The sequence below is a fragment of the Varibaculum cambriense genome, assembly GCF_022133705.1.
Lineage (GTDB): Bacteria > Actinomycetota > Actinomycetes > Actinomycetales > Actinomycetaceae > Varibaculum > Varibaculum cambriense_A.
Genome location: NZ_JAKNHJ010000003.1, coordinates 1 through 23,929, shown reverse-complemented (window position 1 = coordinate 23,929; position 23,929 = coordinate 1). Strand labels below are relative to the sequence as shown.

General features: G+C 51.2%; 24 protein-coding genes and 1 tRNA gene. 18 read left to right on the top strand and 7 right to left on the bottom strand.

Annotated elements, in window-relative coordinates; genetic code table 11:
• Positions 1 to 4: 4 nt before the first annotated feature.
• A complete protein-coding gene (locus L0M99_RS01800) occupies positions 5 to 727 on the bottom strand; it encodes a Maf family protein (protein ID WP_024059255.1) in 723 nt (240 codons plus the stop codon).
• Positions 728 to 937: 210 nt separating this feature from the next.
• On the opposite strand from L0M99_RS01800, the gene L0M99_RS09890 reads away from it, so the two are divergent.
• From L0M99_RS09890 to L0M99_RS01785, 3 genes are read left to right on the top strand one after another with little or no spacing between them, the layout of a single operon-like run.
• Positions 938 to 2,038 carry an adenylate/guanylate cyclase domain-containing protein gene (locus tag L0M99_RS09890; RefSeq protein ID WP_024059254.1) on the top strand — a complete coding sequence of 367 codons (1,101 nt, stop codon included), beginning with the start codon at positions 938 to 940 and terminating at the stop codon, positions 2,036 to 2,038.
• A 60-nt stretch (positions 2,039 to 2,098) separates the two neighbouring features.
• Positions 2,099 to 2,779, top strand: coding sequence for a response regulator transcription factor (locus L0M99_RS01790; protein ID WP_024059253.1), 681 nt, complete (start codon positions 2,099 to 2,101; stop codon positions 2,777 to 2,779).
• A gap of 27 nt (positions 2,780 to 2,806) precedes the next feature.
• The gene (locus L0M99_RS01785) at positions 2,807 to 4,108 is read left to right on the top strand and encodes a sensor histidine kinase (RefSeq protein ID WP_238127517.1); all 1,302 of its coding nucleotides are present in this window, start codon (positions 2,807 to 2,809) and stop codon (positions 4,106 to 4,108) included.
• 97 nt (positions 4,109 to 4,205) lie between these two features.
• Here L0M99_RS01785 and L0M99_RS01780 read toward each other — a convergent pair whose 3' ends face one another.
• Complete coding sequence (locus tag L0M99_RS01780) at positions 4,206 to 5,486, bottom strand: DUF4032 domain-containing protein (RefSeq protein WP_238127516.1); 1,281 nt, start codon at positions 5,484 to 5,486, stop codon at positions 4,206 to 4,208.
• Positions 5,487 to 5,597: 111 nt separating this feature from the next.
• Between L0M99_RS01780 and L0M99_RS01775 the strand changes: the two genes are divergently transcribed.
• The 12 genes from L0M99_RS01775 (at position 5,598) to L0M99_RS01720 (ending at position 18,972) form a co-directional block, all read left to right on the top strand.
• Positions 5,598 to 7,280, top strand: a complete 1,683-nt coding sequence (locus tag L0M99_RS01775; RefSeq protein WP_238127515.1) for a serine/threonine protein kinase — start codon at positions 5,598 to 5,600, stop codon at positions 7,278 to 7,280.
• A 118-nt stretch (positions 7,281 to 7,398) separates the two neighbouring features.
• On the top strand, positions 7,399 to 8,304 hold the full coding sequence (locus L0M99_RS01770; protein ID WP_238127514.1) for a DsbA family protein: 906 nt from the start codon (positions 7,399 to 7,401) through the stop codon (positions 8,302 to 8,304).
• 94 nt (positions 8,305 to 8,398) lie between these two features.
• Positions 8,399 to 8,474: transfer RNA gene (locus tag L0M99_RS01765), tRNA-Thr, on the top strand.
• An 817-nt stretch (positions 8,475 to 9,291) separates the two neighbouring features.
• Positions 9,292 to 10,332, top strand: a complete 1,041-nt coding sequence (locus L0M99_RS01760; RefSeq protein ID WP_024059247.1) for a LacI family DNA-binding transcriptional regulator — start codon at positions 9,292 to 9,294, stop codon at positions 10,330 to 10,332.
• A gap of 22 nt (positions 10,333 to 10,354) precedes the next feature.
• Positions 10,355 to 11,116 carry an SDR family oxidoreductase gene (locus tag L0M99_RS01755; RefSeq protein WP_024059246.1) on the top strand — a complete coding sequence of 254 codons (762 nt, stop codon included), beginning with the start codon at positions 10,355 to 10,357 and terminating at the stop codon, positions 11,114 to 11,116.
• Positions 11,113 to 12,573, top strand: a complete 1,461-nt coding sequence (locus L0M99_RS01750; protein WP_024059245.1) for a CoA-transferase — start codon at positions 11,113 to 11,115, stop codon at positions 12,571 to 12,573. The genes L0M99_RS01755 and L0M99_RS01750 overlap by 4 nt, the downstream gene beginning before the upstream one ends.
• 55 nt (positions 12,574 to 12,628) lie before the next feature.
• Complete coding sequence (locus L0M99_RS01745; protein WP_238127513.1) at positions 12,629 to 13,804, top strand: thiolase family protein; 1,176 nt, start codon at positions 12,629 to 12,631, stop codon at positions 13,802 to 13,804.
• Positions 13,805 to 13,863: 59 nt separating this feature from the next.
• A complete protein-coding gene (locus tag L0M99_RS01740) occupies positions 13,864 to 15,156 on the top strand; it encodes an MFS transporter (protein WP_238127512.1) in 1,293 nt (430 codons plus the stop codon).
• A 68-nt stretch (positions 15,157 to 15,224) separates the two neighbouring features.
• The gene (locus L0M99_RS01735) at positions 15,225 to 16,373 is read left to right on the top strand and encodes a glycerate kinase (RefSeq protein ID WP_024059242.1); all 1,149 of its coding nucleotides are present in this window, start codon (positions 15,225 to 15,227) and stop codon (positions 16,371 to 16,373) included.
• Between the two features lie 95 nt (positions 16,374 to 16,468).
• Positions 16,469 to 18,076 (top strand): class I adenylate-forming enzyme family protein, encoded by a 1,608-nt coding sequence (locus tag L0M99_RS01730; RefSeq protein ID WP_024059241.1) that lies wholly within the window; start codon positions 16,469 to 16,471, stop codon positions 18,074 to 18,076.
• 405 nt (positions 18,077 to 18,481) lie between these two features.
• Positions 18,482 to 18,706, top strand: coding sequence for a type II toxin-antitoxin system RelB family antitoxin (relB, locus tag L0M99_RS01725; protein WP_024059240.1), 225 nt, complete (start codon positions 18,482 to 18,484; stop codon positions 18,704 to 18,706).
• The gene (locus L0M99_RS01720; RefSeq protein WP_024059239.1) at positions 18,703 to 18,972 is read left to right on the top strand and encodes a type II toxin-antitoxin system RelE family toxin; all 270 of its coding nucleotides are present in this window, start codon (positions 18,703 to 18,705) and stop codon (positions 18,970 to 18,972) included. Before relB (L0M99_RS01725) ends, L0M99_RS01720 begins: the two co-directional genes overlap by 4 nt.
• A gap of 157 nt (positions 18,973 to 19,129) precedes the next feature.
• Here the strand turns inward: L0M99_RS01720 and L0M99_RS01715 are convergent, their stop codons facing one another.
• The 3 genes from L0M99_RS01715 to L0M99_RS01705 all read right to left on the bottom strand — a co-directional run bounded on the left by L0M99_RS01715 (position 19,130) and on the right by L0M99_RS01705 (position 20,041).
• Entirely contained in the window at positions 19,130 to 19,417 is a 288-nt protein-coding gene (locus L0M99_RS01715) for an addiction module antidote protein (RefSeq protein WP_024059238.1), read from the bottom strand.
• Positions 19,414 to 19,722 (bottom strand): type II toxin-antitoxin system RelE/ParE family toxin, encoded by a 309-nt coding sequence (locus L0M99_RS01710; protein WP_024059237.1) that lies wholly within the window; start codon positions 19,720 to 19,722, stop codon positions 19,414 to 19,416. The genes L0M99_RS01715 and L0M99_RS01710 overlap by 4 nt, the downstream gene beginning before the upstream one ends.
• A 106-nt stretch (positions 19,723 to 19,828) precedes the next feature.
• Positions 19,829 to 20,041, bottom strand: a complete 213-nt coding sequence (locus tag L0M99_RS01705; RefSeq protein ID WP_024059236.1) for a hypothetical protein — start codon at positions 20,039 to 20,041, stop codon at positions 19,829 to 19,831.
• A gap of 224 nt (positions 20,042 to 20,265) precedes the next feature.
• On the opposite strand from L0M99_RS01705, the gene L0M99_RS01700 reads away from it, so the two are divergent.
• Both L0M99_RS01700 and L0M99_RS01695 read left to right on the top strand, forming a co-directional pair.
• Positions 20,266 to 20,550: a type II toxin-antitoxin system RelE/ParE family toxin gene (locus tag L0M99_RS01700; RefSeq protein WP_238127511.1), complete on the top strand. Its 285-nt coding sequence runs from the start codon at positions 20,266 to 20,268 to the stop codon at positions 20,548 to 20,550.
• Positions 20,551 to 20,565: 15 nt separating this feature from the next.
• Entirely contained in the window at positions 20,566 to 20,850 is a 285-nt protein-coding gene (locus L0M99_RS01695; RefSeq protein ID WP_024059235.1) for a HigA family addiction module antitoxin, read from the top strand.
• Positions 20,851 to 20,944: 94 nt separating this feature from the next.
• Here L0M99_RS01695 and L0M99_RS01690 read toward each other — a convergent pair whose 3' ends face one another.
• Both L0M99_RS01690 and relB (L0M99_RS01685) read right to left on the bottom strand, forming a co-directional pair.
• Entirely contained in the window at positions 20,945 to 21,208 is a 264-nt protein-coding gene (locus L0M99_RS01690) for a type II toxin-antitoxin system RelE family toxin (protein ID WP_238127510.1), read from the bottom strand.
• Between the two features lies 1 nt (position 21,209).
• Positions 21,210 to 21,434: a type II toxin-antitoxin system RelB family antitoxin gene (relB, locus tag L0M99_RS01685; RefSeq protein ID WP_238127509.1), complete on the bottom strand. Its 225-nt coding sequence runs from the start codon at positions 21,432 to 21,434 to the stop codon at positions 21,210 to 21,212.
• A 306-nt stretch (positions 21,435 to 21,740) separates the two neighbouring features.
• On the opposite strand from relB (L0M99_RS01685), the gene L0M99_RS01680 reads away from it, so the two are divergent.
• Positions 21,741 to 23,486: an InlB B-repeat-containing protein gene (locus tag L0M99_RS01680; protein ID WP_238127508.1), complete on the top strand. Its 1,746-nt coding sequence runs from the start codon at positions 21,741 to 21,743 to the stop codon at positions 23,484 to 23,486.
• The last annotated feature ends 443 nt before the right edge of the window (positions 23,487 to 23,929 follow it).

Here is a 23,929-nt window from a genome sequence, read left to right as displayed (position 1 = left end):
CCGCTCAGGATTCGTTTGGTAAGACCTTCCATAAGTTTGGCCAAAAAAAGCCAAGTTCATTTAATAGTTTGCGCACTAATGGTAAAGAAATGCCAATAATTCCGTGGGGATCGCCCTTAATTGATTCAATAAATGCCCCGCCTAAACCATCGATGGTAAAGCCTCCGGCAACTTCTAGTGGTTCTTTGGTTTTGGCGTAAGCACGGGATTCTTCTGCGGTGATCTCACTGAAATATAAGGTGGCTTGCGAATGATCCGCGACTTCGTTTTCCCAGGTAAAACCGGTAGTAGAACGCTTTAAGGCGAGGGCGCAGTGGCCGGTGAATAAAGTGGGACTAGCTCCTGAAAGTTCATGAATCTGCATCAGAGCCCGTTCAAAGCTGTGTGGCTTTCCCCGTAACTTGCCGTTCAGTAGCAGCATGGAATCGCAGCCTACAACCACTAGACGTTCACCTGCCGGAATGCTTTCCAACTCTTCGCGGACCTTAACGCCTTGAGAGAAGTCCCCAGGGTGTAAGCGATCGGGACTAGTTAATAACTGACCGATATGACGGGCTTTCGCTTGGGCAAGAGCGGTAACTACCTGCGCTGGATCGGTGGTGTTTAGTTCGGCTCTCACCGCGTCCTCGTCAATATTGGCAGGCCAGGCAAGTGGGGGAATACCCGCCTGGGTTAATACTTTAAGGCGAGCCGGGGAAGCGGAGGCTAAAACAAGTCGATCGGTCATAGCGACTATTTTAGGAGACGAGGCCGGGAGGCCGCAGAGGGCGGGGAAACGTGTTGTATGGAAGTAGCGCTCAGACAAAAACCCAAAATTTGAGAAGAAGATGGCAAGAGCGGAACTTTCAGAGTTAATACCGGGAAAAATTTCCGCTTAATATGCAAAGATTGCCGGCTCTGCTGGAAAAAGTGAGGTCGTTCACCTTAAGGTTGAAGGGTGAGTGAATCCTTGTCTGCAGCCCAGATAGCGCGCAACACCGTGATGCGTCCGGTGTGGAAACTTATCGGGGGTGCGCCCACTATGACTATGCGGGAAATGGCGCAGCAGCTAGGGGTTAGTGTTGTAGAAATCGACCACTTTTGGACGTCTTGTGGATTCCCGAAAGCTGATCCCGATACCTACATGTTTACTGAGCAAGACGCGCAGGCAATCATGGAATGGCGGCAAGAATTTGGTGAGGGTACCCTGGGACGCGGTACAGTGACCTCCTTGCTGCGCGCGCAATCCTATATGGCCGATCGCCTGGTGTTATGGCAGCTAGAGGCGATTGTAACGGATTTTCAAGAACGCATGAACCTGGATGACACCTCCGCCCGTTTGCTGGTCTTAGACAAAATCGACGAATATGTCGATCTATTGCAATCGCAACTGGGATACGCTTGGCGCCGACAAATGGCGTATCTGCTGCTGAATACTAACCGGGAAGTGGAAACGCGGGAAGGTAAAGCAGACGCCATCGATTCCTATCCTTTGGATCGTTGTATGGGGTTTGTGGACATGGTGGCATTTACGCGCCGCTCTTCCACGATGAGCGGAGCCGCTTTGGCCGATCTGGTGCAAAGTTTTGAGATGGCCTGTCGGGATGTCGTTACTACTCGCGGAGGGCGAGTGGTGAAAACTCTGGGGGATGCAGTCTTATATGTTGCAGACGAACTGCTAGTAGCTGCGGATATTGTGTGTGCCATCGTAGAGTTCTTAAATTCTCGGCCGGAAATCCTGCCAGTGCGCGCGTCTTTAGTTCATGGACGGGTGGTTTCTCGTTCTGGTGATATTTTCGGCCCCCCGGTTAACTTGGCTTCGCGTTTGGTAGATATCGCGCCGCGGGGGCAAATCTTGATGGATGCTGATTCCGCCAAGCAGCTCCAAGCCAGTGATAAGAAAGGGTACTTCGCGGTTAGGCCAGCTACAACTCAAGAACTGCAGGGGTTAGGTGAGGTAGAAGGATGGCTGCTTACGCGCAGAGAAGGCAAACGGGGCGAACAGCCCTTGCTTCGTAGTAGTACCTTGGAGATAGCTTCTCCGGCAGTAAAAAAATAGTAAAGCTATTTTCAGTTCGCTGTAGTGGCGACAAAGTTTTTTTTAGATTAGCATGGGAATATGACTACAGTTTTACTTGTTGAAGATGACCCGGCAATCTCCGAACCCTTGGCACGGGCTCTCGGTCGCGAAGGCTACGAAGTACGCGCCCACGGTACCGGTCGGGGAGCTCTCGGTGATATTTTAGGAGCCGATCTGGTGGTTTTAGACCTAGGTTTGCCTGATATTGATGGTTTAGATGTGGCTCGGGAGATTCGCTCCCAAGGGTCATCGGTGCCGATCTTGGTGCTGACTGCCCGCGCTGACGAAGTCGACATGGTGGTGGGCTTAGATGCCGGTGCTGACGATTACGTAACCAAGCCGTTCCGTTTGGCGGAGCTGCTAGCCAGAGTACGTGCTCTGTTACGTCGGGCAGGCAGCGACTTCCAAGATGATGCGCTAGAGGCACAGGATATTAAGATCGATGTTTCGGCTCACCGCGCGTTCCAAGATGGGCGGGAGCTGCAGTTAACCGCTAAAGAGTTCGACCTGTTGCGGATCTTGATTAAAGAAGCCGGGAACGTAGTGCCACGTCAGGTAATTATGCAGGAAGTTTGGGGTTCGGATCCGGCTGGATCTACCAAGACCCTAGATATGCATATTTCCTGGCTGCGCCGTAAACTGGGAGATGACGCCACCTACCCCTATTACATTTCGACGGTGCGGGGAATGGGCTTCCGGTTCGAGACTGAACGAAAGTAACCTGCCATGCGCCGGCGTGCGCTGTTAATGGTTTTCCAGTCGGTCCTGGTTTCTCTGACCCTGCTGGGGTTGCCGCTGGCGATTTTGGCGCCCTCTTATGTGTGGCAGTCTAACCAGTCTAGTCAAGATCAACTCACGGTTAATCTTTCCCGTTACTTGGATCAGATCGGTACCCGCGATCTGGGACATACCCGGCAAGCGGTTTCCAACTGGCAGCGGGTTTATGCACCCGAGTCAGAAATCAGTATTGATCAACGGGAAAGACGGATTTATCACTCGGGTTCGGTAGATGCTAACTGGCAGCTGTATTCCCATGCCCGCAGCGCCGGAGGCCTGTATGTGTCTTTGCATTCCTCGGCTTTGCCAGTGATTTGGTCAGCGGTGGGGGCGGTCTGTGCGGTATTGATATGCGGGGCAGTAGCTCTAGGTGCGGGTACTGGCTTTGCTTTCCGCGGTTCCCGACGCTTGGCGGCTCCACTTATCTATCTTTCAGCCCAGGCTGAGCAAATCGGGTCAGGAGCAGTCCAAGCCCACATCCAACCTACCGGAATCGAAGAAATAGACCTGGTTAGCGAGGAACTATCGCGCTCTGGGGAACGGATTATTGGCCGGATCGCCAAGGAACGCCAATTCGCTTCTGATGTTACCCACCAGCTGCGCACCCCCCTTACTGCCCTGTCCATGCGGATTGAAGAAATCGAATACCTTACCGATGATCAGGAAGTACGTAGCGAAACCGAAGCCTGCCTGGAACAGGTAGAACGAATTACCCAAGTGGTAGAGGACTTAAAGAAGCGCGCCGCGCAAGCCAATCATGGAAATACCCAAGCGGTAAAGATAGAGGATATTTTCCGTCAACAAAAGAATGAATGGGCATCCCAATTTGCAGCGGTAGGCCGCGAGATTGTTTTCGACAACCCGGTAACTGATCGTTTACCCCTAGCCACTCCCTCTTCGTTATCGCAGGCAATCGCCACTTTAGTGGAGAACTCTTTGAAGTATGGGGCAGGTACGGTCACGGTTTCTACTCGTAAAGGGGTCTCTAGTCGCTCCATATTTGTGGAGGTTACTGACGAGGGCGAGGGTGTGAGTGAAGAAATAGCTCCCCATATTTTCCGCCGTGGGGTTAGCGGTCATGGCTCCAGCGGTATCGGGCTGGCGCTCGCGAAAGATCTGATAGAAGCCGATGGGGGGCGTATCGAGCTCACCAGTCGCCAACCGGTAGTATTCACGATTTCCCTCTCGGCGGTATCCGAAGCTATGTCTCCGGATCGTCTCTTGCCGCAGGGAGGATTAGTGGTGGTGGGACGCCGCCACGGACGCAAATAAGCAAATAGCGTAGATAGCTGTTACTGGCGGAGATTGGCTACGGGCCGGGTGGCTCGATTAATTAAGTACTCATGTCCGGTGTGTACGGGAAAAGTGGTTACAGCTCTTTTAGATCCAGATAATCTATAGCATCTGCTGTCGCCGTCAACGGCATCGGTAGCACCACCTGTTCGTCAGGGCGAACCGCCAACTGGGTGCGGATATAATCTTTAACTGCTTTGCGGGTGTGGATATGATGGCCCGCTTTTTCCGACATAAACCAGCGATGTTCCAATACTTCGTGGAAAATCTGGGCAGGCTCTAGCTTTGCTCGTAAATCATCGGGAATCGCGCTAATAGTGGGCAGGTAAACCCGTTCTAGCCAAGTGGTCGCCACCAGACGCAGAGGAATTTTCTCCATTTTCTTGCGGCGTTGATAGGTCACAATATCGGTGTAGATCCGTTTGGCTTGTTCTTCTTGAACTTCCAGACCGGTTAGATCTTTTACTCGCCGCTGGAAATGACCTGCCTCGACTACGCGCGGCGCGAAGCTTAGAAAATCTCCGTCCTCGTCGCTTTCGATTTCTACTTGACCGATATCGAAACCGAGTTGACCGAGCCGCTCGGCCCGCGCACCTACGCGCCAAATTTCATCGGCCGGAATACGTTCGGATCCGGTTAGATCATTCCAGAGGTCGTGGTAGCGTTTCTCCAGGTAGTCGCCAACAATGGTGACGTCAAAGTCTTCATCTACCAGCCCTCCGGCCTGCAAATCCATCAGTTCTCCGATAATGTTCATGGCACCTAACGAAACATCATATTCGCGGGAACGGTCGGAAATGTTGTCATAAAAGCGTCCGGTTTCCGCATCTACCAGGTAGGCTGCATAGGTGCCGGCGTCCCGGCGGAACAGGGTGTTAGATAGGGAAACGTCTCCCCAGTAAAAGCCGTTTAGATGCAGGTGAACCAGCAGGGCAACCAGGGAATCAAGTACCCGATTGAGTTTGTTTTTAGATAATTGTTTGGATAGTAACACCCGGTAGGGCAGGGAATACTGCAGGTGGTGGGTAACGAGGGCGGCCGGTAATTCTTCACCGTTTTTATCGATTCTTCCCGCTACCACCGCGGCCACGGATACGGTAGGTAGTTCTTTGCTTTGTAGTTGACGCAGCATTTGGTATTCATGCAGGGCGTGCTCTTCGGAAATCTCTTTTACCGCATATATTGCGCCCCCCGCCTTAATGAAACGCACCACGTGACGAGAAATGCCCCGCGGAAGAGCAGCTAGTAGCTTGTTTGGCCAGTCTTCCAAGGGGAGCGACCAGGGGAGAGTGGGGACTAAAGAATAGAACGAGGAGGTACCAGAGGTAGTTACCCGAATTTTCTGTTTGCTTGGCATTTTTCCTCCTCCTCGTGATTGCTAGGACAATTCTGGCATAGGTAGTTGGGTAAGTGCGAACGCAGTTAGCTAAACTCAGATAAAGAGAGTTTGAAAACAGTTAGGGAGACAGTGCTCGAACAGGAAATCGGCGGATACAAGGTGCTTAAGGCCTTGGGCGCAGGGGGGATGGCTTCGGTTTATCAAGCTGAATCTTCCGATGGGCGCGAAGTCGCGCTGAAGTTCTTGCACCCGCAGATTGCTAACGATCCCAATGCTCGCAAGCGTCTGCAACGCGAGGCAGATGCGATTAACCGAGTCAGCTCCTCTGGGGTAGCGAAAGTTTTTGAGGTAAACACCGCCGGGCAAACCCCGTATGTGGCCATGGAACTGATTCGGGGGATCACGATTGCCGAGGACGTCAGTGCCAATGGTACTTGGGATTTGCCTGACTTGATTGACTTGGCGCAATGGTTAGCAAAAATATTGGAGGAGCTACACCGTGCCGGGGTAGTGCATCGCGATATTAAACCAGCTAATATCATGATTGCGAAGCAAGGGCCGGTTTTGATTGATTTTGGGATTTCTCAAACTCTAGGTGCTGAACGTTTGACCGCAACCGGACTGGTCACCGGTACTCCCGGCTATATTTCGCCGCAGCTTATCCACGGTGAGGATGCGCGTCCACGCGATGACTGGTGGGCTTGGTTGTGTGTGTTGCTGTATTGCGCGAGTGGACATCCGCCTTTCGGGGCTGGCCCGGTGGAAGTGGTGCTGGGGCGGATTAGTACCGGTAAACCTGACTTGTCGGGTCTACCGGAGTCTTTACAACGGGTTTTTGCGGCTGGTTTTCAGGTTGATCCGGCGCACAGAGCCGCCCCTCAGCAACTTATAGCGGCTTTGCAGGCAGTAAATGAGGGTAACGACCCGGCACCTTATTTGCCGGCAGGTTTTCCAGCGGGCGCGTCCCTTGTTACTGAAGGAGTGGAGGCCACCTCGGTTTCTGGACCCGAGGTGTTTCCTCCCGAGCAGGAAACCCGGCGTTATCCTCCTGCGGTGCCAGCGATTAGGGGGGAAGCCGATAGATTCTGGGAAGCAAATGGCGGTTATGTGAACAACTTAGCTGCAGGCAGCGTGAATGAAGAGCCGGGAGTTGCCCATTTTCGCGTCCCCGACACTGGGCAGGCGGATGAGGTACCAGATTCAGCTGCGCAGTGGGAGCCACGCTATATCCCCAATAAGTTACCTAACGCCTGGTTGTCTTGTTTGGCCTTAATGCTGTCCTTATCGCTGGCTACCGAAGTATTTGCGCTAAAAAATAATTTGCATGCACCGCTGACAGTATCCCTGAGTACGGTAGTTCTGACTGCCTTAGTGGCCTTTTGCGGTCTGTTTGGGGCGTTTAGGGCGCGGATGCGAGATGCGCAACTGGCTTCGGGAATGGTTACTCCGCCCAGTGCGGCGCTCAAAGCCCAACCATTATGGGCGCCGCTACATGGAGTAATAGTGGTGACCATACTGGTGGGGGTGGGCGTGACCCTAATAGGAGAGTACGGGTATGTGCTCTTATTGGAACCTGCACAGCGGATTTTGCCCGAGGGCTGGCGCGAACAACAGGCGGTTTATCGGGTGCTGCTCTACCTGGCGTATTCGCTGTTTGCCACGATAGTGGCGTTTTTTTCTCGTTCCTTCAGAGTGGGGTTTGGCTCTATGGTGCGCCTGATCGGGGGAGCTGGTGCCCGTCTGTTTTGGGGGGTAGTGGCACTGGCAGTCAGCATCGGCGCCGAATATATGGTGGTAAATTTCCTTTGGTAGCCTGATTAGCCCGGGTTTCGGTGATCAAAGCCCGGATAGGGTGGGAGCTAAGCCCGTCCTCGTTTATGCTTGTAACAGAAAATCTGGAAAGTCGCAGGAAAGTAGCAGCGGAATAGTAATGGCACAGAAAAAAGGTAAAATGCAGGCCGCTCAGGCCAAAAGCTCGTCGAAGAATGAAAAAAATCGGCAACAAAAAGTTTGGAAACAGGTAGAGGCGCAACGGGAAGCCGCGCGGCGCACGCAAACCCGTAAACGCGCCATAATCGCGATAGTCTCGGTGCTGGTGGTAGCGGCGGTCGCCCTCGCCGGATACCTGGTTGCCCAGAGCGGAAATGATAAAGCTAATGGGGATGTGCTTTCTGGTCAGCGCCCAGAAAAAATCGCTGCCCTGTCGGGTAAGGAAGCAGTTAATGCGGCGCAGGGGATTTTGGTTGGTAAACCGGGGGTCTATAAAGCCGAATCCGGAGTACCTACTATTGAAATGTGGTATTCCTATGGATGCCCGTCTTGCCTGGGGTTAGAACACCAGTTGGGGGACCAGATTATGGCTTTGGCTACCGAAGGTAAAGCCAATCTGGTGCTACATACGGTGATGACTCACGCCTTGCCCTGGACAGTGATTGCTGGCGAAGCTTCCATGCTGGTAGCTATGGAGCAGCCAGACAAAGCACTGGCCTTCCATCAAGCGTTGGTTGATACTGGATATAAGGTGATGTTTGCCAAAGGGGAGGAAGCCGGCTGGAAAGATCAAGGAAATTCCACGCTGATGGCGGATCCGAACAAGTCACTGGAGAAGATCAAGGAAGTTGCCAAGAAGGTCGGGGTTAAAGACGAAATTATTAGCTCCTTTAAGGCCGAGACCCAATCTGCACTACTTGAGAAGTGGCAAAAGCAATGGGCAGATGCTGCGGGTAAGCAAACCCAGCAGGTCGGCACTCCGATGTTTGCCTCCAATGGAAAGGTGGTCGAAAAGCCGTACAAGAATGACGGTACTTTGGACGAGGACGCGCTACTGGGTAAATAGCAGCGGTTTTGTTCATTGATAAAAGACATGGCAAACTAAAGGCGTCGTCTTTTTCGAAGACGCTAGGGTAGTGCTGATTGAAGCGCTTCCTAAGGCCGACTTAGCTCAGTTGGTAGAGCAGCTGTCTTGTAAACAGCAGGTCATCGGTTCGAGCCCGATAGTCGGCTCCACTTAGAGGTGGTTGTTTTGTTTGCTGGGTCAGGTTATGATTCCGGTATTTTTCCCATTAAGAGGGAAACCTGCTGTCGGGTAAGTTTCCTGACTCGCCTGGGATTTAGTATCTGTGAGAGAAATAGTCCAATATCGGGACATTCTTGTCTATCAGGTAGTTCCCGATACCGGTTTCTATGTGACCACGTTTCAAATCTTCTGGTATTGATTTAAGAGGAAACGCTAGCACGAAGCTTCTGTCCCACGATTGCTTGAGCTTATGAATGATGATTCCTGACGTGGTTCGTTTACAATAATGGTTTTCTTCGTCCTTTGGAATGTCAAAATTGATGTCGTTACTTGTCGCTACCACTCCCAGGAAACCTCGGTCGGTGAATTTCATCCATACCAAGTCCTCACAGTTTCCTCCCGAGTCACATATTGGTGAGTACTCCCTAACCCTTTCTCATTATTCAGTCGAGTGGGAGAGGTAGCGCAGCAAGAATGATTCATATGCATAAGAGCGGCGGATAGCGATAATCACTCATAGTGCTTTAGAACGCGTCAAGGTCGTGCTGCTTATATCAGCATCGGAGAATGTTCATTTTTGAAGATTGTTTGGGGTAAATCGTAGCTTACGGGTGTTGGTGATGATTGCTCGATTTTAAAAAGCGTCGGTCTCCTACGCGGTAAAAATTGGGTTAAACAGCAGAAACGTAAAAAATAGACTCTACAACTTAACGTTGCTTAACTCCCAGTCCTGATGTGATTATGAGCATAAGCGTCCCAAAAGGTCTCAGCAAAGAAGCGAGCCTTGGGCGTTACAAGGAGAAATGCATGAGGGTTAATGAGAACCGTAGTAGGGCTACTCGCGGATCGGCATCTGATATCGCCCAGGTGTTGGGAGTGTCGAAGGCAGCGGTCTCCTATGCATTAAATGGGAAGCCCGGAATCTCTGATGAAACCCGGCGGTCAATAATCGAATTGGCACGTGCTTACGGCATAGAAGTACCAGAACGTGCTACAAATATGCACACTATCCCCTCGTTGGTAGGTTTGGTACTTGCGGATCTTTCCAACCCGTTTTACCAGGAGCTAGGCGTTGCTGTGGCAGAGGTCGCTCGGTCACATAATCTAAACACGCTGTTAGCTCATACCGGCGACCGTCCTAAAGATCTGCTCTCGACCGTGCAAACCATGACTCAGCATGGAGTTAATGGAATCATTCTTACCGCAACGCAAGATGGTGATGCTTCGGTAGCTCGTCTATTGCGCAATGCAAACCTGCCTTATGTACAGGTATCACGCAAAATGCCAACAGTACGTGCAGCTTTTGTGGGAATAGATAACAAGAACGCGGCAAAAGATATGGCTCTACATATGGTGAGCCACGGATATAAGAAGATAGCGCTGGCTATTGGTCCCCGGAGCTCTTCGGCTTCAAACGAGCGTCATGTTGGGTATCTTGAAGGTCTAATCGAAAGCGGATTGTCCACCCCTACCGAGTGGATTGTGCGTACCGATCTGGGAACTGGGGGCGGGTATAACGCCGCAAAACATTTTCGTTCGCTTAAACGTGGGTTACCAGAGGCAATTCTGTGTGGCTCAGATGCCATTGCTTTCGGAATAATAGAGGATTTTAACGCTCATGGTATTAGCGTTCCTGACGACGTCGCTGTGGGAGGTTTTGATGGTGTTACCCCAGCGGTATGGCCAGGATTTTCACTTACCACTATCGTGCAACCAATTCGTGCGATGGCGGATCAAGCTGTGGTGCAGCTAGAAAACCTGATGCGTAACGAGCGTGTCAAGCAAACGGACATCGTATGTCCATATGAACTACATATCGGCAATTCTTGCCGCTGTCAACCTATTTAATCTAATGAAAGGTATAAGAATAATGGATTCGATATCGCTAAACGGCAGGGTTGCGGTAGTAACCGGAGCCTCGCAGGGGATTGGTAAAGGCATCGCGCTAAAACTTGCGCAGCGCGGAGCCACCGTGGTTGTTGTAGATATTAATGGCGAGGCTGCCAAGGTGGTGGCTGAACAGTGTGGAGGCAAGTCACAATCCATTGCATTGAATGTTGCCGATCGTGAAGCTGTGGATGCTGCCATAGAGCAGGTGATTGCGGAACTGGGCAAGATTGACATCCTGGTAAATAACGCCGGAATCAACCGTGACGGCATGCTTCATAAGATGACCGATGACATGTGGGATGTGGTGCTCGCAGTAGATCTTTCTGCCGTTTTCTACTTGTGTCGCAAGGTAGGAGCCCATATGCGTGAAAACCAGTATGGGCGCATTTGTAACGTGGCCTCCGAATCTTGGCAAGGAAACGTGGGGCAAACTAACTACGCGGCAGCAAAAGGTGGCGTTGTCTCCCTAACCCGCTCTATATCCAAGGAGCTGGGGTTCAAGAATGTGACTGCCAATGCAATTGCTCCCGGTTTTATTGAAACGGATATGACCTGCAAGCTTAAGGAGATTCCTTCACGTGCTGGATTCGAGAACCTCTATGAAGAGCAAGTCGCAAAGGTGTCCCTCAAGCGTGCCGGAAAACCAGAGGATGTAGCCAATCTGGTTGCGTTCCTGGTATCTGACGATGCCTCCTACCTGACCGGTGAAACCATTCGCATCGGAGGGGGATACAAGCTATGAGCTTTAAACAAGTGACGCCCGAAGAAGTAGCATCACTGATTCCGAACGGGGCTACTGTAGCTGCCGATGGCTTCACCATGATGAGCGTAGCTGATGAAATCTATGCGCATATCGAACAGTCATTCTTAGAAAAAGGTACCCCGAATAATTTGACATTCGTACATGCAGCTGGGCAGTCGAACCGAGTGGATGGGCTAGCTCGCCTGGCACACCCAAAATTACTAAAACGCGTAGTGGGTCCACACTGGGGACTAAACCCGCCTATGGCAAACCTATTGGGTGAAGACGAGGTAGAAGCTATTTGCTTACCTCAAGGTCAAATATCCACGCTGTATCGCACGATAGCAGCCGGTAGGCCGGGTCAGCTTTCTACTGTGGGATTAGGTACTTTCATTGATCCACGGCTGGATGGAGGGCGAATAAACGATTCTGCCCGCGCAGTAACAGCTCCTGACGAGTATGTGGAACTGGTGGAAATAGATGGTAAGGAATATCTGTTCTACAAGTCTTTCCCGATTGACGTGGCGATTATACGGGGAACGAAGATAGATCCAGATGGAAACATATCGCAAGAAGACGACGTGACAATTCTGGATTCACTGGCAATTGCGCAATCTGTTCATAATAATGGCGGAATCGTAATTGCCCAGGTGAAACAGATTGTAGAGCGTGGTGACATTCCGGCTCGTCTGGTGAATGTTCCCGGTGTGCTGGTGGATTACGTTATGGTGACTTCTGATCCAGCGAAATACCACAAGCAAACTAACTCCGCGATTGAGGTAAATATGGATCTGATCACGGGGTATGCCTCTTCTGAGGAACTGGCAAAGTCCATCCTTGCCCACGAGGTGGAACCAGTTCGGGTACGCATTGGGGAGAGGGGCGCAAAGCTGGTACGCGACGGAGACATTATTAATCTGGGTACTGGTCTCCCCGGTGACTCCATAGGTCGGGCGCTCGCGGTGAGCGGTAAGCTCGCCAAGGTTACCTTAACGGTGGAGTCCGGCACCTACGGAGGTGTCCCGCTAGGGGGAGTGGACTTTGGGTGTGCAATTCATCCGGCAGCTATTATCAGCCATCCGCAACAGTTCGATTTTTACAACGGTGGAGGCGTGGACATCACCTACATGGGTGTGGGGCAAGTAGATGGTAAAGGCAATATTAACGTTTCGGCTTTTGGTGGCAAAGCCATCGGGTGCGGTGGCTTCATGGACATTGTGGACGGTGCGAAACGAATCTGCTTCCTGATGATTGCCGATTCGAAACATCCCAAGTGGGTAGATGAAGTGGATCAATTAACTTTCTACGGTGCTGCCGCCCTAGATAAAGGGCAAGAAGTCTACTTAGCTTCTGAACATTACATGGTGCAACTAACCACCGAAGGCTGGAAGATTCTCGAGGTTGATGACAATGACGCTGCTCGCCAAGCAGCGGCGCTTATTCATACGACGCGTTAAGTAAAACACTGGATTCCGCGAAGGCAGGAGCGGTTTTATTAAGAAAGGTAAACAATTGGAAAAAATAGTCATTATTGAGGGTGCAAGGACTGCAATCGGTACATTTGCTGGTTCCCTGTCCACTACGCCTAATCACGTCATGGGGGCAACCGCGATGAAAGCGGCGGTGGAACGTTCTGGCGTTCCCATGGATGCAATTGATGAAGTAGTAGTTGGCTGCGTGGGACAAGTAGGCGGGGATGCCTTCTTGGCACGCCGAATTTCCTTAGAGGCGGGAGTACGCGAAGAGTCCACTGCTTTTACAGTAAATAGGTTATGTGGATCGGGGTTGCAGGCAGTTCAATCTGCTGCGCTTGAACTGCGTGCTGGAGATTCGAAATTCGTAGTTGCCGGTGGTTCCGAAAATATGTCGAATCAGCCCTTTATGGATTTTCAGGCGCGTAACGGCTGGCGCACTGGAAACCATACCTTGATTGATGGAACCATGTCGCTAGTAACCGATCCTTTTGGTGGTTACCCGATGGGTGTTACCGCAGAAAATGTAGCGGATAAATTCGATATTTCCCGCACGGATCAGGATGCTTTTGCAGCACGTTCACAAAGGTTAGCCGCAAAAGCTCAAGCTGACGGCATGTTCCAAGATGAGATTGTGGACATCACAGTTAAGGAACGTAAGTCAGAGCGTGTGTTTAACACCGATGAGCATTTGCGCCCCACCTCCAACGAGGAGAAATTGGCCAAACTACGTCCTGCTTTCCGCAAAGGTGGATCCGTTACCGCCGGTAATTCCTCCGGCATTAACGATGCTGCTGCCATGTTGGTGATGACCACTGAATCTATTGCCAAGGCGGAAGGTTTAAAGCCGATTGGTGAGCTGGTTAGTTTTGCAAAGGCAGGTTTGTCTCCCGAAATTATGGGTTTTGCTCCAGCATTGGCGATTCCGCGGGCGCTCGAGAAGGCTGGGCTGTCCCTGGCCGATATCGACTGGATCGAGCTCAACGAGGCCTTCGCCGCTCAGGCACTGGCCGTGATCCGGGATCAGGATCTGGATATGGATAAGACCAACCCGCTGGGCGGCGCTATTGCGCTTGGCCACCCGGTTGGAGCTACCGGTTCCATCCTGACCCTACGCACCCTGTACAACCTGCGCCGCACGAACACCGAATTTGGCATGGTAACCATGTGCATTGGTGGCGGTCAAGGGGTAGCAGCAGTATTCCGCGCACTATAAAACGGAGAAAATATATGTCAACTACACATGCTGAGTTCTCCTCCGAAGAGAAATCTAGGATGGACCTACTAACAAAGAAGAACTTCAAGAAGCTGATGCCGCTCCTGGTGATCGTGTACATCATTAGCTTCGTTGACCGCACCAATATCGGTATGGCTAAAGAAGCGCTACAGGCTGATATCGGCCTTTCGGCGGCCGCCTACGGCCTCGGTGCCGGTCTGTTCTTCCTTTGCTATGCCGTGCTCGAGATCCCCTCGAACCTGATCATGCACAAAACGGGTGCTCGCTTCTGGATCGCCCGAATCATGGTCACCTGGGGCATTATTTCGATGCTTATGGCGATCGTCTGGAACGATACATCGTTCTACGTACTGCGAATCTTGCTAGGTGTCGCTGAAGCAGGCCTCTACCCTGGCATCATCCTGTACATTTCGTACTGGTTCCCGCAGAAGTACCGCGCTCGCGCCATCGGCATTTTCCTCCTCGGCGTATCGATCGCAAACATCATCGGGGCCCCGCTGGCGGGCGCTCTGCTCCAGATGCATGGTTTGCTCGGCCTACACGGTTGGCAGTGGATGTTCATTATTGAAGGTCTGCCGGCAGTTTTCCTTGCATACGGCGTGTGGCACTGGCTACCCGACAAGCCGCAGAACGCTAGGTGGCTCAGCGACGAGGATAAGGATCTCATCGAGCGCTACCTCGCTTCGGAGGACGTCGGCGAAGAGTCCAGCCATAGCGATCTGCGCGCACTCGGCCCGGTCGTTCGCGATCCAATTATCTGGCTCGTAGTTATTGCGTACTTCACCCACCAAATCGCGGTTTACTCGCTGTCTTACTTCCTGCCCTCCATGATTAAGTCTTACGACGCGAACATGGGCAGCATGACGGTGGGTCTAATTACTGCGATTCCGTGGATCGCGGCTGCGCTGGGATCCTGGTTCCTACCGAAGTACGCCACCGGCCTTCGCAAGTCGAAGTTCATGGCCTCGATTGGGTTCCTCACGGTTGCCGCTGGTCTGACCATCGCTGCTGTTGCCTCAACGAACCTGTGGGTCGCCGTTATCGGCTTCTTCATCGCTGCTTCACAGCTGTTCGTGATCCAGTCGATCCTGTTCACCTTCCCGCAGCAGCGCTTCTCTGGCGCTACCGTTGCAGCCGCCGTCGCATTTATGAATATGTGCGGTCTGGCAGGTGGCTTCCTAGGCCCCACGGTCATGGGTAAGTTGGAGCAGTCGACCGGTAACGAGTTGGCCGGTCTGTGGTTCATCATCATCGCCGTAGTAATTGGTTCCGTCCTGGTATGGGGCTTGAAGTACCGCAACACCCACGCTGAAGAATCAGCAAATTCGTAAAGCACCTTAGATTGGTGGGGTAGCCGCTGTAAACCCGGCTACCCCACCACTCAGCAATCGGAGTAGCAATGAAATTTATTCTAGCGCCAGATTCATTCAAGGGAACCATGACCGCAGCTACTGTCGCAGCCACCATGAGTGCCGGGGTTCGTGATGTGTTTCCTGATGCCGAATGTATCGAGGTTCCCATGGCTGATGGTGGCGAGGGGACCACCCGATCCTTAGTTGATGCGCAAGGCGGTGAAATGCGTACTGCCGAAGTTAGCGATGCGCTAGGGCGCCCTAGAACCGCGCACTTTGGGTGGATTGCAGCAAAAAAACTCGCGGTTGTCGAAATTGCTGAAGCTGCCGGTATCGAGCATTTAGCCGTAGAAGAGTTAGATCCTCATCAAGCCACTACCGTGGGAGTAGGACAGCTTCTCAAACACATACTTGACCTTTCTCCCACTCAGGTGATTATCGGTTTAGGTGGGTCTGCTACCAATGATGGTGGATGGGGGATGGCATATGAACTAGGTGCCATTGTTAAGAATGGTTCTGGTAATCCGATTGAAAGTCGCGCGCTAGCCTTGGCCGATGCGGCTAGCCTTGATGTTAGCAACATCAGTAAACGATGGCAGGAAATAGAGGTAACCCTGGCATGCGATGTTGATAACCCGCTAACGGGAGAACGAGGCGCCACCGCAATTTTTGGTCCACAAAAAGGGGTGCAGCCTGAAGAAATCTCCATATTCGATGCGGCTTTAGCACAATGGGGAAACCTGCTAGATGAAACCTGTGGTCGCACTATTAGTAAAAATCCTGGCGCGGGAGCCGCGGGTGGTCTAGGTGCAGCGCTTATGGCTTTGCTGGGAGCCAAACCGCAGCCTGGGATAGATGTGGTAATCAGTGCCGTCAGTTTAAAGGAGCAATTGGTGGGGGCAGATTTCGTATTTACCGGAGAAGGCTCCATGGATTCTCAAACAAAATTTGGAAAAACCCCGTGGGGGGTTATGCTCGCTGCTCGCAAACAGGGGCTTCCCGCTATTGCGTTTACCGGTAATTTAGGACGCGACGTTGAGTCCCTGCATGAAAATGGCTTTGCCGCCATTGTCCCCACAGTTCGCGAGGTGGGTAGCCTAAAAGATGCTCTCGCAAAAGCTCAACCGACGTTACGTGAATCAGTACGTATGGCATGCCGAATACTTGCCGCTGCCAGACAGACTAAAAAATTTTGAACAGTCCAATCCCCTTGGACTTGGACTAGCAATATCTAATCGCAGTGAGGTCACGCTTGTTTTGCTCTCCAAACTGCAAAATATAAGGAGTAAAAATGATTTCCGGACAAGCCCTTTGGCCGAAAAATATGGTGCAAGATTTGCAGCCAGTTGAGGTATATGGGCGAACGGTTCAAACCTATGTACCTGGTCCTGCTTCACTTTATGAAACTCTAGAAAATACCGCGCAACGGTTCGCCAGTAAGGTGGCAATTTTTGCTGAGGACGGTAACCGTTTCACTTTCTCTGAAGTCAAGCAGCTAACCGACCAGTTCGCGGCCTATTTGCACACAGAATACAAAATTGGTCCCGGAAACCGGATAGGGGTATTGCTGGACAACGGAATCGACTTTATTACCTCTTTCTACGCTAGCAACCGGCTAGGCGCCATCATAGTGCCGCTCCCTGGTAAATTCCGTCGGGCAGAAATCGATGCTTTGGTGGCTCGCGCCAACTTAGATTTAGTTATTTGTCATCCTGAGCAAGCTGCTTGGTTTGAGGATAAGCCAGTAGTTGCCACCTCCTCTAACACCTGTGCTTGCGGGTTACCTTTGAATAGTGAGAAGGGGGAGTTAGACCCGAAAACAGTGCTGGCAGAGGTTCCACTTCCGGGAATCGAGCAGGATTCCATCCTGCTATTTACTTCGGGAACCACGTCTCTGTCTAAAGGTGTGCTGCTGACAAATATGAACGCAGTACATGCTGTACGTTCTTATGAAAGGGTACTTGAGTTAACCAGCGATGACACTACTATTATCGCTGTTCCCATCTACCATGTAACCGGAATGATTGCCATCATTGGATTATTTATTTATCTGGGAGGTTCAATTCATATCCAAAAACGTATGGAAGGGAGACCGTTCGTTAAAGAAATTTTCACTTCTGAGGTTAGCTTTGTGCACGCCTCGCCCACAGTTTTCGCGTTGATGCTGGAAGAGCGTGAGCGTTTTCCCGAGCTGTCATCGGTGCAGAAAATGGCGTGCGGCGCGGCTCATATGCCGGTATCGCGAATTAAAGAATTACACGAATGGATGCCACAAATGCAGTTCCGTACGGTGTATGGGCTAACCGAAAGTTGCTCTCCTGCTTTCGTGTTCCCCTGTGATGCGGCTGGCTCTCCTTACTTAGGATCCTCTGGATTACCTATCCCCGGACTAGAAGTGAAGATATGTGATGATTCTGGGGTGGAATTGCCCGTTGGCGAGGTGGGCGAAATAAAAATGCGCGGAGCTAACATTGCTAGGCGCTATGACGAAATCGAAATTGATGCCTTGACTGCCGATGGTTGGCTAGCCACCGGTGATGTAGGGCGGGCTAATTCTCAGGGGTATATATACCTGATGGATCGCAAGAAAGACATGATTAACCGCGGTGGTGAAAAAATCTGGTGTATCGATGTGGAAGAAGAACTGCGTAGGCTAAACGTGATTGCAGATGCATCTGTGGTTGGAGTTCCCGATCCAGTCTATGGTGAAGTTGCTGCTGCTGCCGTGGTACTTGCGGATGGGGCAAACACCAGTGAAACACAACTGAAACAAGAACTAAATAAGCGGTTGGCGCGCTACCAGGTTCCGGTATACTTCCGCCAGGTTTCTGCCATTCCGCTGACCGCTGGTTCGAAGGTGGATAAGAGCGCGGTACGAGCATTGTTTGTTTCTCTCTAAACTGATTTATTCTCTAGGTTTTCATGGAAACTGCCAAACTGTGAGTGAATTTTGCCGCCGCCCTGTTCCAAGATAACTATGGGGCTTTGGTATTACAGAGTTTTCACACCCCTGCCGATTCAAGATTTACTGCGCACAGTAGGTGTCGAGATTTAACTGTCGAACTTTTCGAAGCCGAATTTGCTATAAACCAATGATTCCAAGGTCTCGGGTTCTAGGGATTTTTCTATGCCAGCCGTGTTGGGGCTGGTTTCTTTTCTCTCCAGGACGTTGGTGTGACGGGTGGGTTTAGCTAACCATGGCTTTAGATACCCGGGTTTTCGTCCTCGGGAAGGAGGGGTAAAACTGTTGCGCCCCCAAAGCGGATGGTACTACACTTGTAATACAACGTAGGCAGGAGAGATGATGGGGACGATTAGTTTACGGGTTCCAGATAAAGAGCTGGATTTATATAAGGATTACGCGCAGATTCATAACCGTAGTTTATCGGCGGTTATTCGTGCAACCATGATGGAACGCATTGAGGACGAATACGATTTACAGACGATCGCGCGTTATGAAAAGCAGAAGGGTGCCGGTGAGGTCGAGCTGTACTCCCACGATGATGTATGGGCGGAATTGGGGGTATGAAGCGGTATTCGCTCTACTACACGAAAGAAGCCAAGAAAGCCCTGAAAAAACTGGATAAGCCGGTTTTGGTGATGATTAAAGCGTGGGTAGAAAAGAACCTAGTCAATACCGCTGAGCCAAGAAAGTATGGGAAACCATTAAAGGGCAAATTCTCTGGTTACTGGCGTTACCGGGTGGGAAACTATCGCCTCATTACTGAAATTCGGAACCGCGAACTGATTATTGTTCTGGTGGACTTGGGGCATCGTAAAGACGTTTACCGTTAATAAGTTATGGTCAGGGCTGCAGTTATCCGGGGACAAGGTAGCTAGGGGAGGGTGAGAAGAACGTGAGTATGAAAAATCCGGTGTATCCCGGGGCGGTAATCCGGGAGGATTGTTTGGAAAAACTTAGGGTTGATCTTTTCCGCTACGGAGTTTAGTGCTATTGAGTGGAGAGGGTCATTTTTAGCCCCAGGGCTTTCATGATTTTCGTGATGGACGCAAAGGAGGGGTTGCCCTCTTTGGATAATGATTTGTAGAGGGATTCGCGGTTTAGCTGAGTTTCTTTAGCGAGCTGAGTCATGCCGTGTGCGCGGGCAATATCACGTAGAACCACTTGCACTGTTTTGGTGTCACCGTCTTCGAGTGCGATAGCTAGATAGTCATTTATCGCTTCGTCAGTGTCAAGGTATTTGCTCGCGTCAAACGCAGAAAAAGTCACCTCGTTCATGATTGTTCCTTCCTTATCTGTTTTGCGAGTTCCTGAGCGGTTTTAATATCTCTGATTTGGCTAGATTTGTCCCCTCCTGCCAACAGAAAAACCGTTACCGCTCCCAATTGTGTGTAGTAAATCCGATAGCCGGCACCGAAATGAAATCTCATTTCGCTGACCTTTTCGCCCACTGTTTTGATGTCACCAAGCATCTTGCCGTGTGCTTCACATCTAGCTATCGCATGCAAGATACGACGCTGAGCGTGCTTATCTTTCAGTTTGCCTAACCAGGCGTCAAACAAGCTGCTGGAAATAATCTCCACACCCCGAGTGTAGCCTAAAAGCTACATTAGTCAAGAGTTGGCGTCGATTTTGTCTCGGTGCCGTGGGGCGCGACGCATAAGGAAAGTCGGGTTCAAGCGTTGCTTCTTAAGGTTTAAGTGCAGCTAGAGGCGAGACTAGGATATCGTCCTCACGTCGATATGCCGCTTGGGTACCGGTGAGCACGAGTAAAAACGCCGGTTCGCCCTCGTGATTGGTGTTGATTCGTTGTGCGAGTTTCTTTAGGTGTTCGGCTGCTTGGTTAATTGATTGTTTCCCCAGTTTTACTTCTACTAGAGCCCAGCGCCCATCGTCTAACATCAAAACAGCGTCGGCTTCTAGCCCGGTTTTATCGGGCGTTGTGCAAGTTGGACCGTTTTGGTTGTGCAAGTTGGCGTTTTTTTGAACACTGCTGTTGTTCAAAATGCGTCTATCTTCCGCGCCTGTCGGTTGCGAGGTCTACTTGACGGAGCAGCAGAAGCTCTGAGCTGCGTCATGCCTTATGTTTACTCCTTGCGGGCTGTAAAGCTATGCGATACACTTAGGTGGTGATTCTCAGTTTTAAGCACGCAGGATTGCAACGGTTTTACGAGTCTGGATCAAAGTCCGGTATCAATCCTGCCCACGCAGATAAACTTGCGCGGATGCTTTCGGTGCTGGATCAAGTGCATGATCCGGCGCCGCTGCTGGCCTTTCCAGGTTACCGCGCGCACAAACTGACGGGATCGCTTGCGGGTTATTGGTCGCTGCGAGTCAGTGGGAACTGGCGGTTGATCTTTCGATTCGTGGGTGAAGATGTGGAACTTGTTGATTATCTTGACTATCACTGAGGAGGGTTAGAGAGGATGGGTATGAAAAATCCGGTGTATCCCGGGGCGGTAATCCGGGAGGATTTCTTGAAGGAGCTTGGCATTTCGGTGAGCGACGCCAGTCGTAAGTTGGGGGTGTCTCGAGTTACCCTTTCGCGGGTTCTGAATGGGAAAGCGGCGTTAACCCCAAACCTGGCTTTGCGCCTGGAGCTTGCGGGAATCGGTAATGCCCGTCTATGGCTGGATATGCAGACTGCCTACGAGCTGGCTCAGGCTCGCAGCAAAGAGACTCCCAGGGTGGAGCCACTAGTCGCCCTCTAGCTTGTAGGGGGACATACGCATTTGAGCCTGTTGTCTGCTGGGAATCGGCGGCGCTGCAATAGCGGGATTGCCTTGAAGCGATAACTGCTGGTATTTACCGGTAAATGCGGCTTCTGTGTCCGATTTCGATAGCGATCACGACCAGTTCCTGATCTTTGATATCGCAAAGTATGCGATAGTTGCCTACCCGATAACGCCATTTTTCAGATAGGTTGGCGCTCAAACATTTACCGTGTGCGCGAGGATCTGGGCACTCATCAATGTTTTTGAGCAGCCAAGCGACAATAACCCGCCTGATGCCGGGGTCCATTTTTGATAACTGTTTATCGGCGCGCTTAGAAAACTCCAGTTTCCACATACTAAAGGTATTTCTTTGCGATTTCGGCGGAAGGAATTGTTTCGGGGTCAGCTTCGAATTCTGCTTTCGCTTTTTCCCAGGCCTGCAAATCTAGCTCGTCCTCTAAATGCTCTAGCACGACCCTGCGAATAAACTCGGATACAGAGATTCCGAAGGCAGCGGCATAATCAGAGATGAGAGCTTTTTCTTCCCCCTCTAGTCTGATGGTAATAGTTGTGCTAGCCATCGCTTCCTCTCCTCTATCTATAAAACATTGTAACACAAGGGGTGGTGTTGCTTAGGTGCATACTTGCATGGTAAAGACGTGTTGGTGCCGCCGACCTGACAAAGGGTGGTAATTCCGCAAATTTTGAATACCGGCGTAGAATAGTTGAACTGATTTGACGTATGAAATGGGCGTTAGCCCTATAAAACTATGGGGATGAGACTGATGCGTAGTAAGCAGTGGGGACCGGTTTTTAGTGTCGTTTTAGCTTTCGTGCTTTGTTTAACGCTGGGCTTTTCATGGGGTAGTACTCCGAAGGCTTCGGCAATGACTGAACAGGATGCTACTAAATATGCCTTGCAGTATTCAGGGGGTAAGGGACTCAATACTAAGGCTGACTCAAAAGCCTACCCGCTAGCAGAGGGTGAAAACGGTTGGGGCTGGGATCCGGTAACCGCGACTTTAACTTTCCGTAACTATGATGACCGTGAGCGCCTGAAGTCAGGAGATCACGATACCAAGTTTCAGGCGGGATTCATGGTTGCCAACGATGGTAAGAAAGAAGCAATCACTGTCAAGTTCGAAGGCACTAACTACCTGTCAGTTAACGCAGGTGCCGATGGAATTCAGGGCATCAGGTTCTATGCCGAAGGTAAGGAAGTACGCTTCGTTGGGGATAAGGGTGCGGTACTAAATATTGACACCTATGCGCTCTATGATTCTCTTGGAAGAACTCGATTGGATCAATATGGTATCTTCCTGGAAGAATCTGAATCCTCTGGAGTGAAGTTTGAATCTGGAACCGTTAACATTACCGGGCATTACACCCAGGAAGACATCAACAAGGTAGACAAGGAGCACTATCCTGGTATTGAATTCACTGGTATCGATACTGACGTTATCGATTATGGAACCTCGAAGGTGAGTGTGACGGGTACTGCCAACTTGAATATCAAGGTCGATACCCCGAACACAACCGTGGGCAAAGCGAAAGCAATGTACGCGAAAACTCTAGAGGTAACTACCTCGGGGCAGGTTCACCTGGAAGGGTATAACCAAACCGGTCGCCTCAGCTCCTCAGTCACCCCCGAAGGTAAACGGGCTGAAACCGACGCTATTTTCAACGGTGCGGGAAAGGTGACCTACAAGTGGACCAACGGCAATAAGCAAGAATCCTCTGTATTTCCATTTAAGACCAATACCACTCAAGCCAACAATGATAATCACGAGTACGTGGGGTATCTGAATCCGGTTGCGGGAGGCTCCATCCAACAGGGCTACCTGCAAGGAAATGACGGAGAAGCCGTTAAGGTTGCCAAGGGTGAATCTGTCTCCGCGGAGATTGGTCGAGTCTATGCCATCTCTACCGCTCTGGTTGCCAATGACTCGGGGGTTACTAAGGCGCCGACGGCTATGTACTTTGATGGCAGTAAAGCCTACCCATTGAAAAAGCCTTTCGGAGTAGGGGACGCGCTACCGGAAGTGCAGGCAATCGGAGCAGCTAACACCGTGCAGATGACGGCGGAGCCAGCCCCCGCCGGCTACACCCTAGGCTGGAGCGTGAAAAAGAACGGCGTAGCTATTCCCGAGGCAGAACTTGCCGCCTTTTATGAGAGCATCGGTATTACCGCAGAGGATCTCACGAAGCCGTCCTTTAACTACATCCAGCCAGCCAATAACCTGGAATGGATAGCAACCTACAGCAAAGTGCAGACCTATAACGTTAATTTTGAAATGGGGGAGCACGGCAAACAGGTGCCTGCCCAGACGGTGGTTGCAGGCCAGAAAGCTGCTGTGCCCACCGCGCCCACCGCTAAAGGCTGGGTATTCAAGGGATGGTATGCCGACAAAGAATTAAAGACTCCGTTTGACTTTAATATCGCGATTACCGCCGATACCACGGTGTATGCGAAGTGGGCTGAGGAATCGAAGCCTGTGCCCAATGTTCAGCATCCGACTCAATCTATGGTTAAGTCGGGTGTGGATTCGCTAGAAATTGGGGTAGCGCTAGCTGCCTTAGTGGCGTTGGTCTTGGGGTCAGCTACGGTAGCGATCTCTAGGCGCCGCGGCTAGTAGCCAGTACGCCATTTAATATTTAGCCCGCCACCGCAAAGTGGCGGGCTAAATGTTTGATAAGGGGAGGATTGAACAGCACTTAAGGGCTAAGTAACATTTTGTGTGTCTTTTGCTGGGCGTGTTGGGGTGGTTTAGTGTCCTGCCCAGCCTTTGCGGATGTGTAGGGGTCCGTCTTGGTATTTGGGGTCTTGGTCGATGGCGTTGTCCCATAGTTTCGGGCCTGGTTTTGGTTGTTTGGCTGCTGGTTTGGGGCCTGGTTTTAGGTGGTGGGGTTGGATTAGTTGGCCTGGTTTGAGTGGGTGTTCGCTGTGTTGGTAGCACCACCATTGGGCTGCTTTTTTCATGTGGGGCTCGGATAGGACTCTGTGGTGAAGCGTCCCAGGTTTGAAGCGTCCCAGGTTTTGTTCCTAGGTTTTTTTGATTTTTTGAGAGGATTGTTT

Bases quoted from the DNA above. Each gene is read 5' to 3' on its own strand.
- L0M99_RS01800 (WP_024059255.1), bottom strand. From the start codon at position 727: ATGACCGATCGACTTGTTTTAGCCTCCGCTTCCCCGGCTCGCCTTAAA.
- L0M99_RS01790 (WP_024059253.1), top strand. From the start codon at position 2,099: ATGACTACAGTTTTACTTGTTGAAGATGACCCGGCAATCTCCGAACCC.
- L0M99_RS01785 (WP_238127517.1), top strand. From the start codon at position 2,807: ATGGTTTTCCAGTCGGTCCTGGTTTCTCTGACCCTGCTGGGGTTGCCG.
- L0M99_RS01780 (WP_238127516.1), bottom strand. From the start codon at position 5,486: ATGCCAAGCAAACAGAAAATTCGGGTAACTACCTCTGGTACCTCCTCG.
- L0M99_RS01770 (WP_238127514.1), top strand. From the start codon at position 7,399: ATGGCACAGAAAAAAGGTAAAATGCAGGCCGCTCAGGCCAAAAGCTCG.
- L0M99_RS01760 (WP_024059247.1), top strand. From the start codon at position 9,292: ATGAGGGTTAATGAGAACCGTAGTAGGGCTACTCGCGGATCGGCATCT.
- L0M99_RS01755 (WP_024059246.1), top strand. From the start codon at position 10,355: ATGGATTCGATATCGCTAAACGGCAGGGTTGCGGTAGTAACCGGAGCC.
- L0M99_RS01750 (WP_024059245.1), top strand. From the start codon at position 11,113: ATGAGCTTTAAACAAGTGACGCCCGAAGAAGTAGCATCACTGATTCCG.
- L0M99_RS01740 (WP_238127512.1), top strand. From the start codon at position 13,864: ATGGACCTACTAACAAAGAAGAACTTCAAGAAGCTGATGCCGCTCCTG.
- L0M99_RS01735 (WP_024059242.1), top strand. From the start codon at position 15,225: ATGAAATTTATTCTAGCGCCAGATTCATTCAAGGGAACCATGACCGCA.
- L0M99_RS01730 (WP_024059241.1), top strand. From the start codon at position 16,469: ATGATTTCCGGACAAGCCCTTTGGCCGAAAAATATGGTGCAAGATTTG.
- relB (WP_024059240.1), top strand. From the start codon at position 18,482: ATGGGGACGATTAGTTTACGGGTTCCAGATAAAGAGCTGGATTTATAT.
- L0M99_RS01720 (WP_024059239.1), top strand. From the start codon at position 18,703: ATGAAGCGGTATTCGCTCTACTACACGAAAGAAGCCAAGAAAGCCCTG.
- L0M99_RS01715 (WP_024059238.1), bottom strand. From the start codon at position 19,417: ATGAACGAGGTGACTTTTTCTGCGTTTGACGCGAGCAAATACCTTGAC.
- L0M99_RS01705 (WP_024059236.1), bottom strand. From the start codon at position 20,041: ATGTTAGACGATGGGCGCTGGGCTCTAGTAGAAGTAAAACTGGGGAAA.
- L0M99_RS01695 (WP_024059235.1), top strand. From the start codon at position 20,566: ATGGGTATGAAAAATCCGGTGTATCCCGGGGCGGTAATCCGGGAGGAT.
- L0M99_RS01690 (WP_238127510.1), bottom strand. From the start codon at position 21,208: ATGTGGAAACTGGAGTTTTCTAAGCGCGCCGATAAACAGTTATCAAAA.
- relB (WP_238127509.1), bottom strand. From the start codon at position 21,434: ATGGCTAGCACAACTATTACCATCAGACTAGAGGGGGAAGAAAAAGCT.
- L0M99_RS01680 (WP_238127508.1), top strand. From the start codon at position 21,741: ATGACTGAACAGGATGCTACTAAATATGCCTTGCAGTATTCAGGGGGT.